Source organism: Niallia sp. WK069_GA_01, from assembly GCF_983173855.1.
Genome location: NZ_OZ470138.1, coordinates 4,732,831 through 4,749,279, shown reverse-complemented (window position 1 = coordinate 4,749,279; position 16,449 = coordinate 4,732,831). Strand labels below are relative to the sequence as shown.

Sequence of the window (16,449 nt, the reverse complement as noted above, 5' to 3'; positions counted from 1 at the left end):
TACCCCCTCATTTTCAATGGAATTTGGTTCTGATTGCCATTTTTAAATCGAAACAGGTAAACTGTACTGGTTTAAAAAGCTACTTAACGTTTCATAGGATAAGTCTGTCTATTTTTGGGAGAATCAACACTCTAGATTCCTTACATAAGTTTTTATGTTTTAGGTATAGTGATGCTTCTTTTATCATGAAGGAGATAAGAACAAAAAATAAAAAGTATGAACAAATTATTTCCTAACCATTAACAATGATTTAAATATAGGAAAAACGATTGCGAAAATAATAGAATAGCGTTTTAATGGAAGAAATTGAATAATAAAAAGGTTAGAAGAGGTGCAAATATGAAAGTATTAGTAATAGAAGATAATGAAAGTGTTTGCTCCATGCTCGAAATGTTTTTTGAAAAAGATAATTTTAAAGGGAAATTTATTCATAATGGATTGGCTGGCTATCAGCATTTCTTGAAGAATGAATATGATCTTATTGTCCTTGACTGGATGCTGCCTGGAATGGATGGTATAACAGTATGTAGGAAAATAAGAGAGATAAATAAAGAAATACCGATTATTATGTTAACGGCGAAGGATTCAGAATCCGATCAAGTGCTGGGATTGGAAATGGGCGCAGATGATTATGTAACAAAACCATTTAGCCCGCTCGCATTAACTGCTAGAATGAAGGCAGTTGCAAGAAGATTGAATAAACAAGACGGGGAAGATGCCAAAGAAGCAAGTATTGTCAAAATTAATAAAGAAACAAGAGAGGTTTTTATTCAAGATAAAAATATTCCGAACCTTACTCCAAAAGAATTTGAAATCTTATCTTTTTTTATACAACATCCAAGGCAAGTATTTTCAAGAGAACAGATTTTGGAGCAAGTATGGGGTTTTCAGTTTTACGGAGATGATAGGACGGTAGATGTTCATATTAAAAGGTTAAGAAGAAAGATTGGCCGCGATAACCAGCCATTCTTCCATACGATATGGGGGGTAGGCTATAAATTTGATGAAACGGTGGTAGTGAATGAGGATTAAATATATTTATCAGCAATTAATTAGCCATATAAGCGTTATTATTGTTGCATTTTTAGTGGTAAGTCTAGTTTTTACCAAGTCTGTCGAGAGTATCGTTTTAAAATTAAAAGGGCAGGAGCTATATGATTATGGAGTAAATATACTTGGTGATCTGCAAAATACGTCTTTTCTTGATTCCGGTCAATCGACGCTCTTTAATTATGCAGATGTTTTAAGAGCAAGAGGCATTAATTTTGGCTTATTTGATACACAGAGAAATGAACTGGTTAATATTGGTGGGCATCTTTCCATAACTGCTAAAGAGTGGAATAAAATTAAAGATGGAACGAAGCCGTTAATTGAGAGCAGTACAGTGCGTGGAAATAAAGAAGTTACATTGGTTGCTATTCCTTATCAAATAAATGGACATGTAGCAGGGGGAATTGTGTTGACAGCCCCGTTAAGCTATTCTCAACAAATGATTAATCAAATCAATCGTTATTTAGTATATACGGTTATTTTTGCATCAGGTGTTGCTTTGCTGTTAAGTTTTTTATTATCCAGGATTCATGTTAATAGAATCAAAAAACTGCAAGAAGCAACAAGTCTTGTCTCTGTCGGTGACTATAATATAAAAGTTCCTTCTTCTAATTTTGATGAAATAGGGGAATTAGCGAATGATTTTAACAGGATGGTCGGAAAACTGCGAGAATCAAAGGAAGCAATTGACGCATTAGAAAATAGAAGAAGACAATTTATGTCAGATGTATCTCATGAGATGCGCACCCCTTTAACTACCATTAGTGGAGTGATAGAAGGATTAAATAATAATATGATTCCAGAACAAGAAAAAGGAAAAGGACTTCATTTAGTAAGTCAAGAAACAAAAAGACTTATTCGTTTAGTAAATGAAAATTTGGATTATGATAAAATTCGTTCGAATCAAATTGTGTTAACGAAAGAAATGATTCAACTGCAAGAGGTTCTCGAAATAATTCAGGAACAGTTATATACACAGGCAGAGGAAAAAAGGATAAAAATTGATGTAGCTGTTGAGGATGATGTGGTGATATTTGCAGATTATGATCGTTTAGTTCAAATTATTATTAATATAACTAAAAATAGTATTCAGTTTACTGAAAATGGTTTTATTTGGCTTCGTGGCAGAATGGAAGGAAACAATACTATTATTGAAATAGAGGATACAGGAATAGGAATTGAAGCAGAAGAAATAGAGAATATATGGAAAAGGTTTTATAAAGCAGATATATCTAGAACCAATACGCCATATGGAGAGTTTGGATTAGGTTTGTCGATTGTAAGACAATTAGTACAGTTCCATCATGGCACTATTACGGTCAAGAGTGAAAAAGGAAAAGGGACTATCTTTACTATACTGTTTCCAATGGATGAATAACAATAGAATAGAAATTTTGCTTCTTAGGCACTCTGAGAAGAGGTTTTGGCTCTCTCAATGAAGTCCGCAGCCGGAATACACTTCGCTTTCCATGGGGCGGGCGCCGAGCCTCCTCGCTGCGCTGTGTGGTCTCGCCTGTCCCGCAAATCCCATAGGAGTCTTCGTGTATTCCGGCTGCTCTTTGCTTTAAACATAGACTGAAAAAAGGAGTGCTGCTTCTTTTTGTGCGTCATGGTGCAAATTTTTGTTTGCTTGGATGTCTATCTAAAAAAAAGGTTCCGCAGCCAGCATACACTTCGCTTTCCTTCGGGCTCATCTACGAGCCTCTTCGCTGTCTCGCCTGTCCCGCAATTCCTATAGGAGTCTTCGTGTATCTGTCTGCTTCCTGCTTCAGGATAAGAAAAAACTTAATCAAACTCACAATTTTTGCTTTAAATGAGCGTTTTTTGGTATGTCTCGGTTTGTTCTTTATTATTTCTAGGTCTTTTCAAAGTTTGTTAATAATTTATTCATATATACTGGTTATGATGTAAATATAACGCAGCTTACTACTCTAGGTTATTAAAAAATATTTCTATAATTATTAGAGTGGAGATCTTCCAAAATGAAATAAAAGAAGAAAAGTGAATTTTTAATAGATAGTAAAAGAGGAGGCATTTATCATGAGTGAATTTGATAAAAAGGATGACTATAATGAAGAAAATACAACGAATGGAAAGGAGGGAGATTCCTTTCAGCATTCAGATGCAAAAGTAGAAGAGGAGAACAAGAAAGCAGCACAAAGTCCAGAAGATAATGTGCAAGTCAGTCACGTTGAAAATCAAACGAAATTTGATTCTGCTGATCGGGAAGAATTGGACATAGTACCATCAATAGATGAATCAGATTCAGCAGTTCAGACAGAACAACAGCATCGCTCGGAAGAATCAAATGCTGGAGCAGAGGAAATGGCAGCAGCATCCATGGAAGAACCGGAAGCACAACGTTCTAAAATACAAAAGAATAGTGAAAAGTCCAGATTAAAGGGATTCTTTTCTTTATTGGCAGCAGGAATAGTAGGATCTGCATTAACAATCTTTACGATTCCATATACTGATTCCTATCAGGAAAAATACGAAAAGGTTGAACAGAAGGTCGAAGATTTATCACAAAAGCTAGAAAGCAATAATGCTAGTAATATTACAGCTCAAACAACTGCTGCTACTGCTTCATCATCTGCCAGCAGTTCAACTTCAATTGCGGATATGGTGGAAACATCATCAAAAGCAATTGTTGGAATTGTTAACTTGCAGCAGCAAACAAATCAATTCTCACAAGGTTCACAAGGTGATGTGGAAAGTGGTTCAGGCTCAGGGATAATATTTAAAAAGGATGATAAATACGCTTATATTGCTACAAATAATCATGTAATCGAAGGGGCTAATAGCTTGGAAATTTCGCTATATAATGGCGATAAAACAGAAGGTAAGCTGATTGGAGCAGATGCCCTTACTGATTTAGCTGTAGTAAGAATTGATGCGAAATATGCAACAGATACTATTAATTTTGGAGATTCTTCTACATTAAGACCTGGCGACCAAGTATGGGCTATTGGAAATCCACTCGGTTTAGATTTATCCAGAACAGTTACACAAGGGATTGTAAGTGCTGTGGATAGAAGTATAGACGTAAATACTTCAGCAGGAGACTGGCAGTTTAATGTTATTCAAACAGATGCAGCCATCAATCCAGGAAACAGTGGTGGAGCATTAATTAATGCAGCTGGCCAGGTTATCGGTATTAATAGCTTGAAAATCTCTGAAGATGGAGTGGAAGGTTTAGGTTTTGCTATTCCAAGTAATGATCTTCTTCCTATAGTGAATGAAATTATCGAAAAAGGTAAAGTAGAACGTCCATATATCGGAGTAGGGTTAGCAAGCTTAGAAGAGGTACCGCGTATGTACTTGCAAGATCTTCCTAATGATGTGACAAAAGGCGTGATGATTACAAATATTGATTCTAGTTCTGCAGCCGCTAAAGCAGGGTTAGAAGTTCAGGACGTTATTGTATCAGTTAATGGGACAAAATTAGAAGGAGCATCCGATTTAAGAAAAATTCTTTATACAAAGGTAAAAATAGGAGACAAAATTAAGCTGGAAATTTACCATAACGGCAAGTCTAAAACAGTAGAATTAACTTTGACAAGCAATACAAATACAAACGGATAAAGTGAAAATCAGATGGTGTACAACCATCTGATTTCAAGCTGTAATGACGAAAAAAATAATAATTTGGTCATAATTTGGTCATAATTATCTGTTAGCATATTTCGTATGTCGTTTAATAGAGTGGAAGATTAGTCACATAATAAGAACAAATAAAAGGATTGTAGAAAGGATAGAATATGTTAAAGAATAAAAAAGTATTTGTACCGATTTTAGCCATAATTTTAATTGCCTTAATCATAGGAGCTGTGCTTTTAGTGAAAAAAGAAAATACAGCAGCAACTGTGAATGGAGAAAAAATTACAAAAACGGAAGTAAATAAAGTATTAAATGAACAATATGGTTCAAGTATTGTTGATTCATTAATTGCTGATAAGGTAGTCGACTTAGAAGCGGAAAAAGAAAAAATTAAAATAACAGCCAAAGAAAAAGAAGAAGAAATGAATACATTAATCAGTTCATATGGTGGAGAAGAAAGTTTTAATGCAGCTTTAAAATCAAATAATGCTTCCAAAGCTGATATTGAAGAGCAAATGGAGCGTTATTTAAAAATTAAAAAATTATTAACACCAACTATTAAAATAACGGATGATGAAATTAAATCCTACTTTAATGAGAATAAAGCAACTTATGCACAAGCTGAGCAGGTAGAAGCAAGTCATATTTTAGTAGAAGATGAAAAAACAGCGAAAGAGGTAAAGAAAAAATTAGATGATGGAGAAGATTTTGCAGATTTGGCAAAAGAATACTCCACAGATACAGCTTCCAAAGCAAGCGGTGGTGAACTTGGTTACTTCGGCAAAGGAGAAATGGCAGCGGAATTCGAAGATGCGGCATTCTCTATGAAAGAAAATGAAATCAGTGACCCGGTAAAAACAGAGTTCGGTTATCATATAATAAAAGTAACAGGACATAAAGAGGCAAAGGATGCAAAGCTGGAAGATCATAAAGAGGAAATAAAAGAGACATTATTAGAACAAAAACTCCAAACAGAATACAGTACGTGGTTAGAAAAGAAAAAGGCAGACTATAAAATCAAAAATTATCTTAATGAGTAATCTATTCTAAATAGAAAAAAAGAGGAGATTCCAGTTTTGGAATTATCCTCTTTTTTTATGGTTTCATTTTTATTTATATATATAAATAGATATTTTAGCTGAGCAAATACATAGTAAGTAAAATACAGGAAATAATAAAAAGGACGAAAAACTTCATTAGATTATTCAAGGAGGATTATTAGAATGAAACATTTACTTATTCTCTTATTATGTACAATTGGACTAGTTATACCGAATCATAATGGGATAGTAGAAGCAGCACCACCATCACCTGAAGCAGGAGAAAAAGTAAAGGAAGAGAATCAGGAATTTTTAAAACAAATGGCCGAAAGTTTAGGAATAAAAACAGAAGGAAAAGATTATGTAGCATTAAAAAAAGAGGTTCATGAAGTATTAATAAAAAAAGAAGCAAAGAAGTTGGGGATTAAAACAGAAGGAAAAGATATTAAGCAAATCGCAATGGAAGTTCATGCAACACATATAAAACAAGAAGCTAAATCGTTGGGTATAAAAACGGAAAATAAAGATATAAGAATTGTGATGAAGGAAGTATTTGAAGCTAAGATTCAAAATAAAGCAAAAGAGTTAGGCATTGAAACGAAAGGGAAAAACATGCAAGAACTAGCAAAAGAGGTCCAAGAAAAAATTGTCTACACAGAAGCAGAGAAATTAGGGATTAAGACAGAAGGAAAAGAGCTTAGAAAAGTCGCAGAGGAAGTCAGAGAAAAACAAATAATCGCAGCAGCAGAAAAGCTCGGATTGGATACTAAAAATAAAACAGCTGAAGAATTGTTAAAGGAAATGATGATAAGAAATCCAGAAGAAGTAAAAAAATTAAAGCTTCTACCGTTTCATGATAAAATGGGAATGCATGGACATGTGAAGTATAAACATGAATAAGAATAAAAAATAATCACTGCTGCAGTGGTTATTTTTTTGTCTTGAAAAGCAAATGGAATTTTTATCCGTAAATACAAATCTAATATCATGGTTCATTTGGAAAAAATATATGATTTTTTACCTATGAATGAATTGTTCTCTCAATGTTCTCTCAAACATTATATCTATTTTTGAGAAAACCAGCCATAAATGAATGTATTTTCTTACAATGATTAGTATTCTTATTTATAAGGGTTTTTTGTCCAAATGGAAGCCGTGTTATGTTCTTCCATTTTTTGTTATTCTATCTATCATTTTTTGAGGAAAAAGAGGGTAAGAGTATAAAGAACAGCGACTAAACCAAAAACTCATTTGTATTTATTAGCAAACGGGGAGATTGTATAGGAGGAATACATAGTGAGACACAATTCCAAACTGCGAATTACAGAAAAAGATAATAGTATTTACAGAGCTTTATGTGATTTGTACAAGGAAAAGGGCGAGGATACAGGCATTGGCCCAACGGAAATTGGCTTAAAGGTTGGAAGAGATTCGTACGATGCTTCTGCTTATTGTAACGCATCATTAAAAAAGCTAATGCACTTTAATAAAATTGAAAAAATTGAAAATGGCAAGTATAAACCGATTGTACAATCGAATAGGGTGAACTTTTAAATGAAGAAAAGCTGGGAGTATATTATCTTTCCTAGCTTTTCTTTTTTGTTGGGCAAAGGGTTGTTTTCTCAATGGGTCCGCAGTCAGAATACACTTCGCTTTCCATGGGGCGAGCGGTGAGCCTCCTCGGAGTAAACTCCTGCGGGGTCTCACCTGTCTCGCAAATCCCATAGGAGTCTTCGTGTATTCTGACTGCTCCCTGTTTCATTTAAGAGAGCTGCTTCTTTTCATGCGCCATCGTGCAAATTTGTTGCATGGTTGTCTACCCTGAAAAAAGGGTTGCTTTCTCAATGGGTCCGCAGTCAGAATACACTTCGCTTTCCGTAAGTTGTTTAAAGTAAATCTCTATATTATTTTGAAATAGGATTGCGGGGGATTTAAATTATTGTATAATAGACTGAGTGAAAGTAAACATTAAGTTTATAAATACTAAACAACTGTGACGAATAAGTTTTGTTTTTAATAAGAGGATTGGACGAAAAAAATTCATTTTAACGTATGATACCATTGAAGGAAAGACACTAGATGGTTTAGGTTATGCAACTTTGTTACGGTAGGTAAAAAAGTAAGTATTTATCGATTCTCTAGAAGTTTACTATTTCTAAACATAAAAGTAGGTAGAGACATGGAAATTGGGAAAAAAATAAAAAATTTGCGACTAAAAAAAGGGTTAACCCAAGAAGAATTAGGAGAAAGAACGGATTTAAGCAAAGGCTATATCTCTCAATTGGAAAGAGATTTAAGTTCTCCGTCTCTTGAAACTTTTTTTGCTATTTTAGAAGTGTTAGGCTGTCCGCCAAAGGCATTCTTTGATGAGGAAGAAAGATCACAAAAGGTGATTTATACAGAGGAGGATGTTACAAATTTTTATGAAGAAGAGCGAGGGTATCATATAAAATGGCTCGTTCCTGAATCGAATGAGAAAGAAATGGAGCCAATTAGGCTTAAGCTATTAAAAAAAGGGGAATTTAAACAATTTGAACCCTCTCTTTCAGAAACCTTTGCCTTTGTTATGAAAGGGGAAGTGCTTTTGAAACTAGGAAAACAAGAATATAGAGCCAAAAAAGGGCAATCTATTTATTACCATGCAACGGAAGAACATCAGTTATTTAATATTGCGGAGGGCACTTCGGAGCTGCTGCTTGTTGCAACTGAATCCTATCTATAGTGAAAGAACATGTAGCCTTTTTGATTAATAAATAATTTGATGGTTAAAGTTTATATATAAGGAGGATATGGGGAATATGTCCGAGCAAGCAATTATTCGATTTGATCATGTTACCAAGGCATATGATCAGGATACAATCGTACTAGATGATGTCAGTTTTGAAATTGAAAGAGGTAAATTTTATACACTGCTTGGCCCTTCTGGATGTGGCAAAACAACTGTACTGCGGTTAATTGCAGGTTTTATGGAGCCGACAAAAGGGAGCATCTATTTTAATAATAAAGTTATTAATAAAATCCCTGCCAATAAAAGACAGGTAAACACAGTATTTCAGGATTATGCTTTATTTCCTCATTTAAATGTGTTTGAAAATGTAGCATTTGGTTTGCGTATAAAAAAATGGAAAAAGCATGTGATAGAAGAAAAGGTAAAAGAGGCTTTACGTTTTGTGAATTTAGAAGGCTATGAAAATAGGGAAATCAGTGAAATGTCTGGAGGACAAAGACAACGTGTTGCCATTGCAAGAGCAATTGTTAATGAACCAGAAATTATTTTGTTGGATGAACCACTTTCTGCTTTAGATTTAAAATTGCGAACAGAAATGCAGTACGAACTAAGAGAATTGCAAAGGCGGCTCGGTATTACGTTTATTTTTGTTACACATGATCAAGAAGAGGCATTGGCAATGTCTGATGAAATTTTTGTGTTAAATAAAGGGAAGATAGTACAAAGTGGTACACCGACAGACATATATGATGAGCCAATTAATCGCTTTGTTGCAGATTTTATTGGAGAATCCAACATTGTGCCAGCTTTAATGAAAAAAGATTTTGTCGTTCAGTTTGGAAGTGAAACATATGAATGTGTCGATCAAGGTTTTCATGAAAATGAACAGGTGGAAGTAGTTATCCGGCCGGAAGATTTAGAGATTACTTCTATTAGCGAAGGGAAATTAAAGGTCAAAATTGATTCCCAGCTATTTAGGGGAGTCCATTATGAAATTTGCGGCTACGATGAAGATGGCAATGAATGGCTTGTCCATTCCACTAAGAAGGCTATTGTGGGTGAGGACATTGGGCTGTATTTTGAGCCAGAAGCAATTCATGTTATGCGAATAGGGGAAACAGAAGAAGAATTTGATCGGCGTTTAGAAGCTTATAGTGGTGCTATCGATGAAAAATAAAATGAGTTGGTATACTGTACCTTATTATATCTGGATAATTTTCTTTGTGATAGCACCAGTTGCTCTTATTGTTTATTATTCCTTCTTTAATATAGAGGGAGCATTCACATTTCATAATTATCAAAAGTTCTTTACACCTGTTTATTTAAAAATGACGGTAAATTCTTTTTGGTATGCTTTTTTAATTACTTTTTTTTCGCTTCTTGTTGCCTACCCGACAGCATACCTATTAACCAAAACAAAACATAAGAAACTATGGTTATTATTAATCATTTTGCCTTCCTGGATTAACTTATTATTAAAAGCATATGCATTTTTGGGTATTTTTGGCACGTATGGAGCAGCTAATGAGCTGCTGCAATTCATAGGGATTGGCAAACAGCAAATCTTATTTACCGACTTTAGTTTTTTATTCGTAAGTGTATATATTTTTATTCCTTTTATGATTTTACCTATTTTTAATTCGTTAGAAAAGTTGAATCCAAGCTTAGTCGATGCTTCTAAAGATTTAGGTGCTTCATCTTGGACTAGTTTTAAACGCATTATCTTTCCATTAACAATTGATGGAGTGAAATCAGGTTGTCAAGCTGTCTTTATACCAGCATTGTCTTTGTTTATGATAACAAGGCTGATTGCAGGAAATCGTGTTATTACACTGGGAACAGCAATCGAACAGCATTTTTTAATTACCCAGGATTGGGGAATGGGCTCTACGATTGCTGTATTTTTAATTATTAGTATGATCGTTATTATGATTCTTACTGGAAGTAGAAAGAAGGGAGTATAGAAATGAAAAAGCTTTCCAGTATTTCTGTATTATATTTAATACTCGTTTTTGCTATATTATATGCTCCAATTTTTTATCTTATCTTTTATTCGTTTAACAGCGGTGGAACGATGCATCATTTTGAAAGCTTTACGTGGAAATGGTATAAAGAACTTTTTCAGGATACAAGATTACTTTTAATCGTATTAAATACAATTGTTGTTGCTCTATTATCAGCTGCAATTTCCACCATTATTGGGGTGCTTGGAGCAATAAGCATATCTCTATTTCGAAAAAAACAATTTAAGAATACTATTCTATCTTTAAATAATGTATTGATTGTAAGTCCTGATGTCATTATTGGTGCATCTTTCCTTATCTTTTTTACGATTATAGGCATTAAACTTGGCTTTTTTTCGGTGTTATTATCGCATATTGCCTTCTGTATACCTATAGTAGTCATTATGGTATTGCCGAAATTACAGGAAATGAGCCCTACTTTGGTTGATGCTGCCCTTGACCTTGGTGCTGGATGGAAAGACGTACTTTCGAAAGTTATATTGCCTTATATTTCACCGGGCATATATGCTGGATTTTTTATGGCGTTAACGTATTCATTAGATGATTTTGCTGTTACTTTTTTTGTAACTGGAAATGGTTTTACGACTCTTTCTGTTGAAATCTATTCATTAGCAAGAAGAGGGATTGCCTTAAATATCAATGCACTATCTGCTCTCTTATTTTTCTTAACGCTACTGCTTGTGGTCGGTTATTATATTATTATGCAAAGAGGTAATAAGAGGCATAATATGGGGGTGAAAAAATGAAGTCGCTCATCAGGGGATTAATCATTATTTTTGTATTATCCTTTGCCCTTCTTCTTATTGTACAAAAATTAAACGCTACTAGAGGCTATACAAGCGGAAATACATTGACTGTTTATAACTGGGGAGATTATATTGATGCTGATTTAATAAAAAAATTTGAAAAAGAAACAGGAATTAAAGTTATTTACGAAACATTTGATTCTAATGAAGCGATGATGACGAAAATCCAGCAAGGTGGAACGAATTATGATATTGCCATTCCATCTGAATATATGATTGATAAAATGAAAAAAGAAAAGTTATTAATTCCTATAGATCATTCGAAAATTCCTAATCTAAAAAATATTGACAGCCGTTTTATGGATTTATCGTTTGACCCAGATAACCAATATTCAATCCCGTATTTTTGGGGGACAGTTGGTATTGTATACAACCCGAAAATGCTGGATGGGAAAAAGATAACCTCATGGAATGACTTATGGGATAAAGATCTCAAAAATGAAATAATGCTGATTGATGGCGCGAGGGAAATAATGGGGGTGAGTTTAAATAGTTTAGGGTACTCCTTAAATGATAAAAATCATCAACACTTAAAAGAAGCAAAGGAAAAACTAGATGCACTAACGCCAAATGTAAAAGCAATTGTTGGAGATGAGATTCGCATGCTGATAGAAAATGAAGAGGCAGCAATCGGTGTTTTGTGGTCAGGAATGGCTGCTGAAATTATGTGGGAAAATGAAGAAGTAGAATATGTCGTGCCACAAGAAGGTTCTAATCTGTGGTTTGATAACATGGTAATTCCAAAAACCGCAAAGAACGTGGAAGGTGCTCATCGATTTATTAACTTTATGCTAGAAGCTAAAAACGCTGCTCAAAATACAGAATATGTAGGTTATTCTACTCCAAATAAAGCAGCAATGAAGTATTTGCCGAAAGAAATTACAGAGGATAAACGTTTTTATTTAGAGGAAGATAAAACGTCAAAGTTAGAAGTATACGAGAATTTAGGGCAAAAATCACTTGCTGAATATAATGATCTTTTCCTTGAATTTAAAATGCATCGAAAATAAATGTATGAAGTCTAAAGAGAATGAATACTCCATTTTTGTCGTCAGATTAAGAGAAAATTTGACGGGGAAATGGAGTTTTTTTTGAAAGTAAGTAAGTTTAACATTTTTCAACTTAGATTAGTGTCTAGCTCAGAGCAGTTCCAGGACGTTTGCGCTTTTCTTGATTGTCTCTGATTTCACTGCAACCTAAAAATCAAAATAGGAAGACTAGCTTATGATCAATAGTTGGGAATATTTTGTGTGCTATAGGACTCATTCTGTTTCATTTTAGAAAACTAGGTCTGTGTTCCTGTGAAGCGTTACAATATGATGACAAATAATAAATGTGAAGGAAATCATGAAAAGGGTTTACAAAATAGATGAATAAAGGAAAAAACAATGAAATAGAAAAATAAACAATTTAATAAAAAAGGAGATATAATCCTTATTTTGTAATTAATTAACATAAAATTAAGTTTTTTGATGCAGGTAATAGGAATTAGGAGTCGAATTTTTCCGTTTTTTGTTACTTTTGATTGAGTTGACGTGTACACATTATCAAAGTAATCTTGGGAAGACATCAAATCTGTTAGCTATTTAGAACAGTTGATGCTTCAAGAAACATTTTGAAAGTAATCTATAAATGGCCATTTATAACATGATTACATATTAAATTCTTTGCTTAATTCAGAACCGGTTCCTAGCAAGTGCTTATTAATAACCTTGTTAAAGCAGAAATTATAATTTATTTAACAGCCTGTATAAACACAAACAAAACATTAAACATCTGAATATTTAAAAAAATCCAGATGTTTATATGGACAAGCAGGTCGACTCTTAAAAAATTAGAGAATAAGAGAGGGGAAACTCGAATGAAACTAAATGGATTTTTTAAAAAAGCATCGGTAATAACCTTGGCTACAGCATTACTTGCAAGTGGAGGAACTACTACTTTTGCACATGGAAAAGAAAAAGGTGATAATGGCTATTATAATAGCTATGGAGTATCTCATATGACACGCTTGGACATGTATGAAATGTCTGTTCAGCAAAAAAGTGAACGTTATAAGATTCCTCAATTTGATGCAGCTGCAACTAAAAATATACCTGCAGCTAAAGGGTTTGATAAACAAGGAAATCCAATCGATTTAGATGTTTGGGATACTTGGCCTTTACAAAATGCAGATGGAACAGTAGCAGAATATAATGGTTATCACATTCTTTTCGGTTTAGCAGGGGATCCTAAAAATGGAGCAGATACATTTATTTATATGTTCTATCAAAAAGTAGGAGAAACTTCTATTGATAGCTGGGTAAATGCAGGGCGTGTGTTTAAAGACAGTGATAAATTCGTTCCAAATGATCCATTTCTTAAATATCAAGAAGAAGAGTGGTCTGGTTCTGCAACCTTAACTTCTGACGGGAAAGTCCGTTTATTCTATACGAATCGTGAAGGCTGGATTCCAGAGCAAAACCATTTTGGTAAACAAACATTAACAACTGCACAAGTAAATGTTTCCCAACCAGATGGTAATTCACTAAAAATAGATGGAGTGGAAGATTTCAAATCTATTTATGATGGTGGAGACGGAAAAACGTATCAAAATGTTACTCAAGCTTTTGGTGGAGGAAACTATGCAGATAACCATACATTAAGAGATCCTCACTATATTGAAGATAAAGGCCGTAAATATCTGGTATTTGAAGCGAATACTGGTACAGATTACGGTTATCAAGGAGAAGAGTCATTATCTAACCGCGCTTATTATGGTGGAAATAAATTCTTCTATCAATATGAAAAAAATAAATTAATCAATAGCAATAAAAAAGATTTAGCAGCACTAGCAAATGGTGCATTAGGAATCATTGAATTAAATGATGATTATACGATGAAAAAAGAAATGAAGCCACTTCTTACATCTAATACAATTACAGATGAAATAGAAAGAGCAAATGTGTTTAAAATGAATGGTAAATGGTATTTATTTACTAGTACTAGAGGTTCTAAAATTGCATCAGATGCTATGAATGACAAAGATATCTATATGCTTGGATATGTAGCAGATTCTCTAACAGGATCTTACAAACCTTTAAACGGAACAGGACTTGTTTTACACCATGACTTAGATCCATATGATGTTACGTTCAGCTATGCTCATTTTGTTACACCAAGCAAAAAAGGCAATGAAGTAGTAGTAACTGGTTATATGACAAATAGAGGCTACTTTGAAGATCGTCATACTACATTTGCTCCAAGTTTCTTACTGAATATTAAAGGTTCTAAAACATCTGTAGTAAAAAATAGTTTGTTAGAACAAGGTCAATTAACAGTAGATACGAAGAAAAAATCTTATCAACGTTAATAAGCAATAATACGTTTGTGAAATTATTGGATAATAATGAAGAAAATGCCGATTGATTAGTATCGGCATTTTTCTTTCCTTTTTACGTATTAGCATGTATGGTATAAATATAGTGTCAATGAACTGCTAAAAAAACAAGGAGGTTTTATTTCTGCAGAAAGAAAAAGTGAAACGAAAAAACATTTATTGGATTATATTTTCCTTTATAGTGTTAGCAGTACTTGCTATTGCAGCATACGCAATGAATAAGAAAGATTCTAACCAAGAGGAAAACAATCCTGATCAAAATGAACAAAAATCTTCCTATCGAGCAAATTATCATTTCACGTCTCCTGATAAATGGAAAAATGATCCCCAAAAACCTATCTATATGGATGGAAAATTTCACTACTATTACCTTTATAACCGTGATTACCCTAATGGAAATGGAACCGAATGGCGTCACGCGACATCTGTAGATTTGGTGCATTGGCAGGATGAGGGAGTTGCAATCCCTAAATATACGAATAAAAATGGTGATCCTTGGACTGGCTCTGTTGTGATGGATGAACATAATACAGCAGGATTTGGAGAAGGCGCACTTATTGCAATCGTCACCCAGCCTTCTGAAGATGGTGGAAAACAGGAGCAATATCTTTGGTACAGCCAAGATAGAGGCAAGTCTTTTACATCTTATAGCGATCAGCCAGTTATGTCTAATCCAGGACAAAAGGATTTTAGGGATCCGAGAATTATTTGGGATGAGCAAACAAATAAATGGATTACTTTAATGGCCGAAGGAGAGAAGATTGGTTTTTATCAATCAGATAATTTAAAAGAATGGAAATATATTGGTGATTTTATAACGAAAGATATTGGTTTAGTAGAGTGTCCAGATCTCTTTCAAATACAAGCAGATGATGGGACCATGCAATGGGTGTTAGGTGCGAGTGCTAATGGAAAGGCATTTGGCAAACCGAATACTTATGCTTATTGGACAGGTGATTTCAACGGTACCCAATTTACTGCAGATGATTCTGAGCCACAATGGCTTGATTATGGTTTTGACTGGTATGGCGGTGTAACGTTTGATGATGGAAATATCAGTGATAAGCGGTTTGCATTAGCATGGATGAATAACTGGGATTATGTAAATAATACACCTACTTTAAAGGAAGACTTCAATGGAACCGATTCTATCGTTCGTGAAATTACGTTAAAAAAACAAGAGAATGATCAATATAGTTTATTATCACAACCAGTTCAGACGTTAAATGATATTGTAACGTCAACGGAAACTTTTAATGATATAGAGGTACAAGATACAAAAACGCTAAAAGCAAAGGGAGACAGTTATTTGCTTGAAGCAGATATAAGCTGGTCGGATATAGACAATGTCGGCTTAAGACTTCGGGAATCGGAGGATAAAACAAGACATATTGATATTGGAATTAAGCTGGATGAAGCATATTCTTATGTTAATAGAGGCTATACGGGCCAACCGGATGAGAGCAATAAATATCTAGAGTCTAAAGCACCTTTTGATAAAGAGAAAAAGAATGTGCATTTGAAAATTTTAGTCGATAAAACAACGATTGAAGTATTCGTCGATGATGGAAAGATTGTTTATTCAAGTGAAGTGTTTCCAGAGTTAGAGGATAAAGGAATTAGTTTATTTGCAGAAGGTGGTACGGCAACGTTCAATAATGTGACCATTAAACATTTGCAATTGAATTCTAAAAAGTAAATTGGTTTTTAATTGAAAAACTAGGGCGTTTAGTTAGTCTACTTTCTTACCAGGCAGTGAAAAGTTTGATTTTATCAAATTTTTCACTGCCTTTTATTTTATTCACAAATAAAGATTTCCTTC

The 16,449-nt window shown here is 33.9% G+C and carries 13 protein-coding genes; all 13 read left to right on the top strand.

What is annotated here, in order from left to right; translation table 11 throughout:
• Window positions 1-339: 339 nt before the first annotated feature.
• The 13 genes from AC5LWL_RS22105 to AC5LWL_RS22045 all read left to right on the top strand — a co-directional run bounded on the left by AC5LWL_RS22105 (window position 340) and on the right by AC5LWL_RS22045 (window position 16,326).
• On the top strand, window positions 340-1,032 hold the full coding sequence (locus AC5LWL_RS22105) for a winged helix-turn-helix domain-containing protein (RefSeq protein WP_493436299.1): 693 nt from the start codon (window positions 340-342) through the stop codon (window positions 1,030-1,032).
• Window positions 1,022-2,428, top strand: a complete 1,407-nt coding sequence (locus tag AC5LWL_RS22100; RefSeq protein ID WP_493436298.1) for an ATP-binding protein — start codon at window positions 1,022-1,024, stop codon at window positions 2,426-2,428. The genes AC5LWL_RS22105 and AC5LWL_RS22100 overlap by 11 nt, the downstream gene beginning before the upstream one ends.
• Window positions 2,429-3,375: 947 nt before the next feature.
• Entirely contained in the window at window positions 3,376-4,635 is a 1,260-nt protein-coding gene (locus AC5LWL_RS22095) for a S1C family serine protease (RefSeq protein ID WP_493436687.1), read from the top strand.
• A 176-nt stretch (window positions 4,636-4,811) separates the two neighbouring features.
• On the top strand, window positions 4,812-5,690 hold the full coding sequence (locus AC5LWL_RS22090; RefSeq protein WP_493436297.1) for a peptidylprolyl isomerase: 879 nt from the start codon (window positions 4,812-4,814) through the stop codon (window positions 5,688-5,690).
• A 183-nt stretch (window positions 5,691-5,873) separates the two neighbouring features.
• Complete coding sequence (locus AC5LWL_RS22085) at window positions 5,874-6,590, top strand: hypothetical protein (protein ID WP_493436296.1); 717 nt, start codon at window positions 5,874-5,876, stop codon at window positions 6,588-6,590.
• A gap of 396 nt (window positions 6,591-6,986) precedes the next feature.
• The gene (locus AC5LWL_RS22080) at window positions 6,987-7,244 is read left to right on the top strand and encodes a hypothetical protein (protein WP_493436295.1); all 258 of its coding nucleotides are present in this window, start codon (window positions 6,987-6,989) and stop codon (window positions 7,242-7,244) included.
• A gap of 625 nt (window positions 7,245-7,869) precedes the next feature.
• Entirely contained in the window at window positions 7,870-8,412 is a 543-nt protein-coding gene (locus AC5LWL_RS22075) for a helix-turn-helix domain-containing protein (protein WP_493436294.1), read from the top strand.
• Between the two features lie 76 nt (window positions 8,413-8,488).
• Window positions 8,489-9,595 (top strand): ABC transporter ATP-binding protein, encoded by a 1,107-nt coding sequence (locus tag AC5LWL_RS22070; protein ID WP_493436293.1) that lies wholly within the window; start codon window positions 8,489-8,491, stop codon window positions 9,593-9,595.
• Entirely contained in the window at window positions 9,585-10,382 is a 798-nt protein-coding gene (locus AC5LWL_RS22065; RefSeq protein WP_493436292.1) for an ABC transporter permease, read from the top strand. The genes AC5LWL_RS22070 and AC5LWL_RS22065 overlap by 11 nt, the downstream gene beginning before the upstream one ends.
• Before the next feature lie 2 nt (window positions 10,383-10,384).
• On the top strand, window positions 10,385-11,188 hold the full coding sequence (locus tag AC5LWL_RS22060; protein ID WP_493436291.1) for an ABC transporter permease: 804 nt from the start codon (window positions 10,385-10,387) through the stop codon (window positions 11,186-11,188).
• Window positions 11,185-12,258, top strand: coding sequence for an ABC transporter substrate-binding protein (locus tag AC5LWL_RS22055; RefSeq protein ID WP_493436290.1), 1,074 nt, complete (start codon window positions 11,185-11,187; stop codon window positions 12,256-12,258). The genes AC5LWL_RS22060 and AC5LWL_RS22055 overlap by 4 nt, the downstream gene beginning before the upstream one ends.
• Before the next feature lie 851 nt (window positions 12,259-13,109).
• A complete protein-coding gene (locus AC5LWL_RS22050; RefSeq protein WP_493436289.1) occupies window positions 13,110-14,600 on the top strand; it encodes a glycoside hydrolase family 68 protein in 1,491 nt (496 codons plus the stop codon).
• Between the two features lie 241 nt (window positions 14,601-14,841).
• Window positions 14,842-16,326 carry a glycoside hydrolase family 32 protein gene (locus AC5LWL_RS22045; protein WP_493436686.1) on the top strand — a complete coding sequence of 495 codons (1,485 nt, stop codon included), beginning with the start codon at window positions 14,842-14,844 and terminating at the stop codon, window positions 16,324-16,326.
• Window positions 16,327-16,449: the final 123 nt, after the last annotated feature.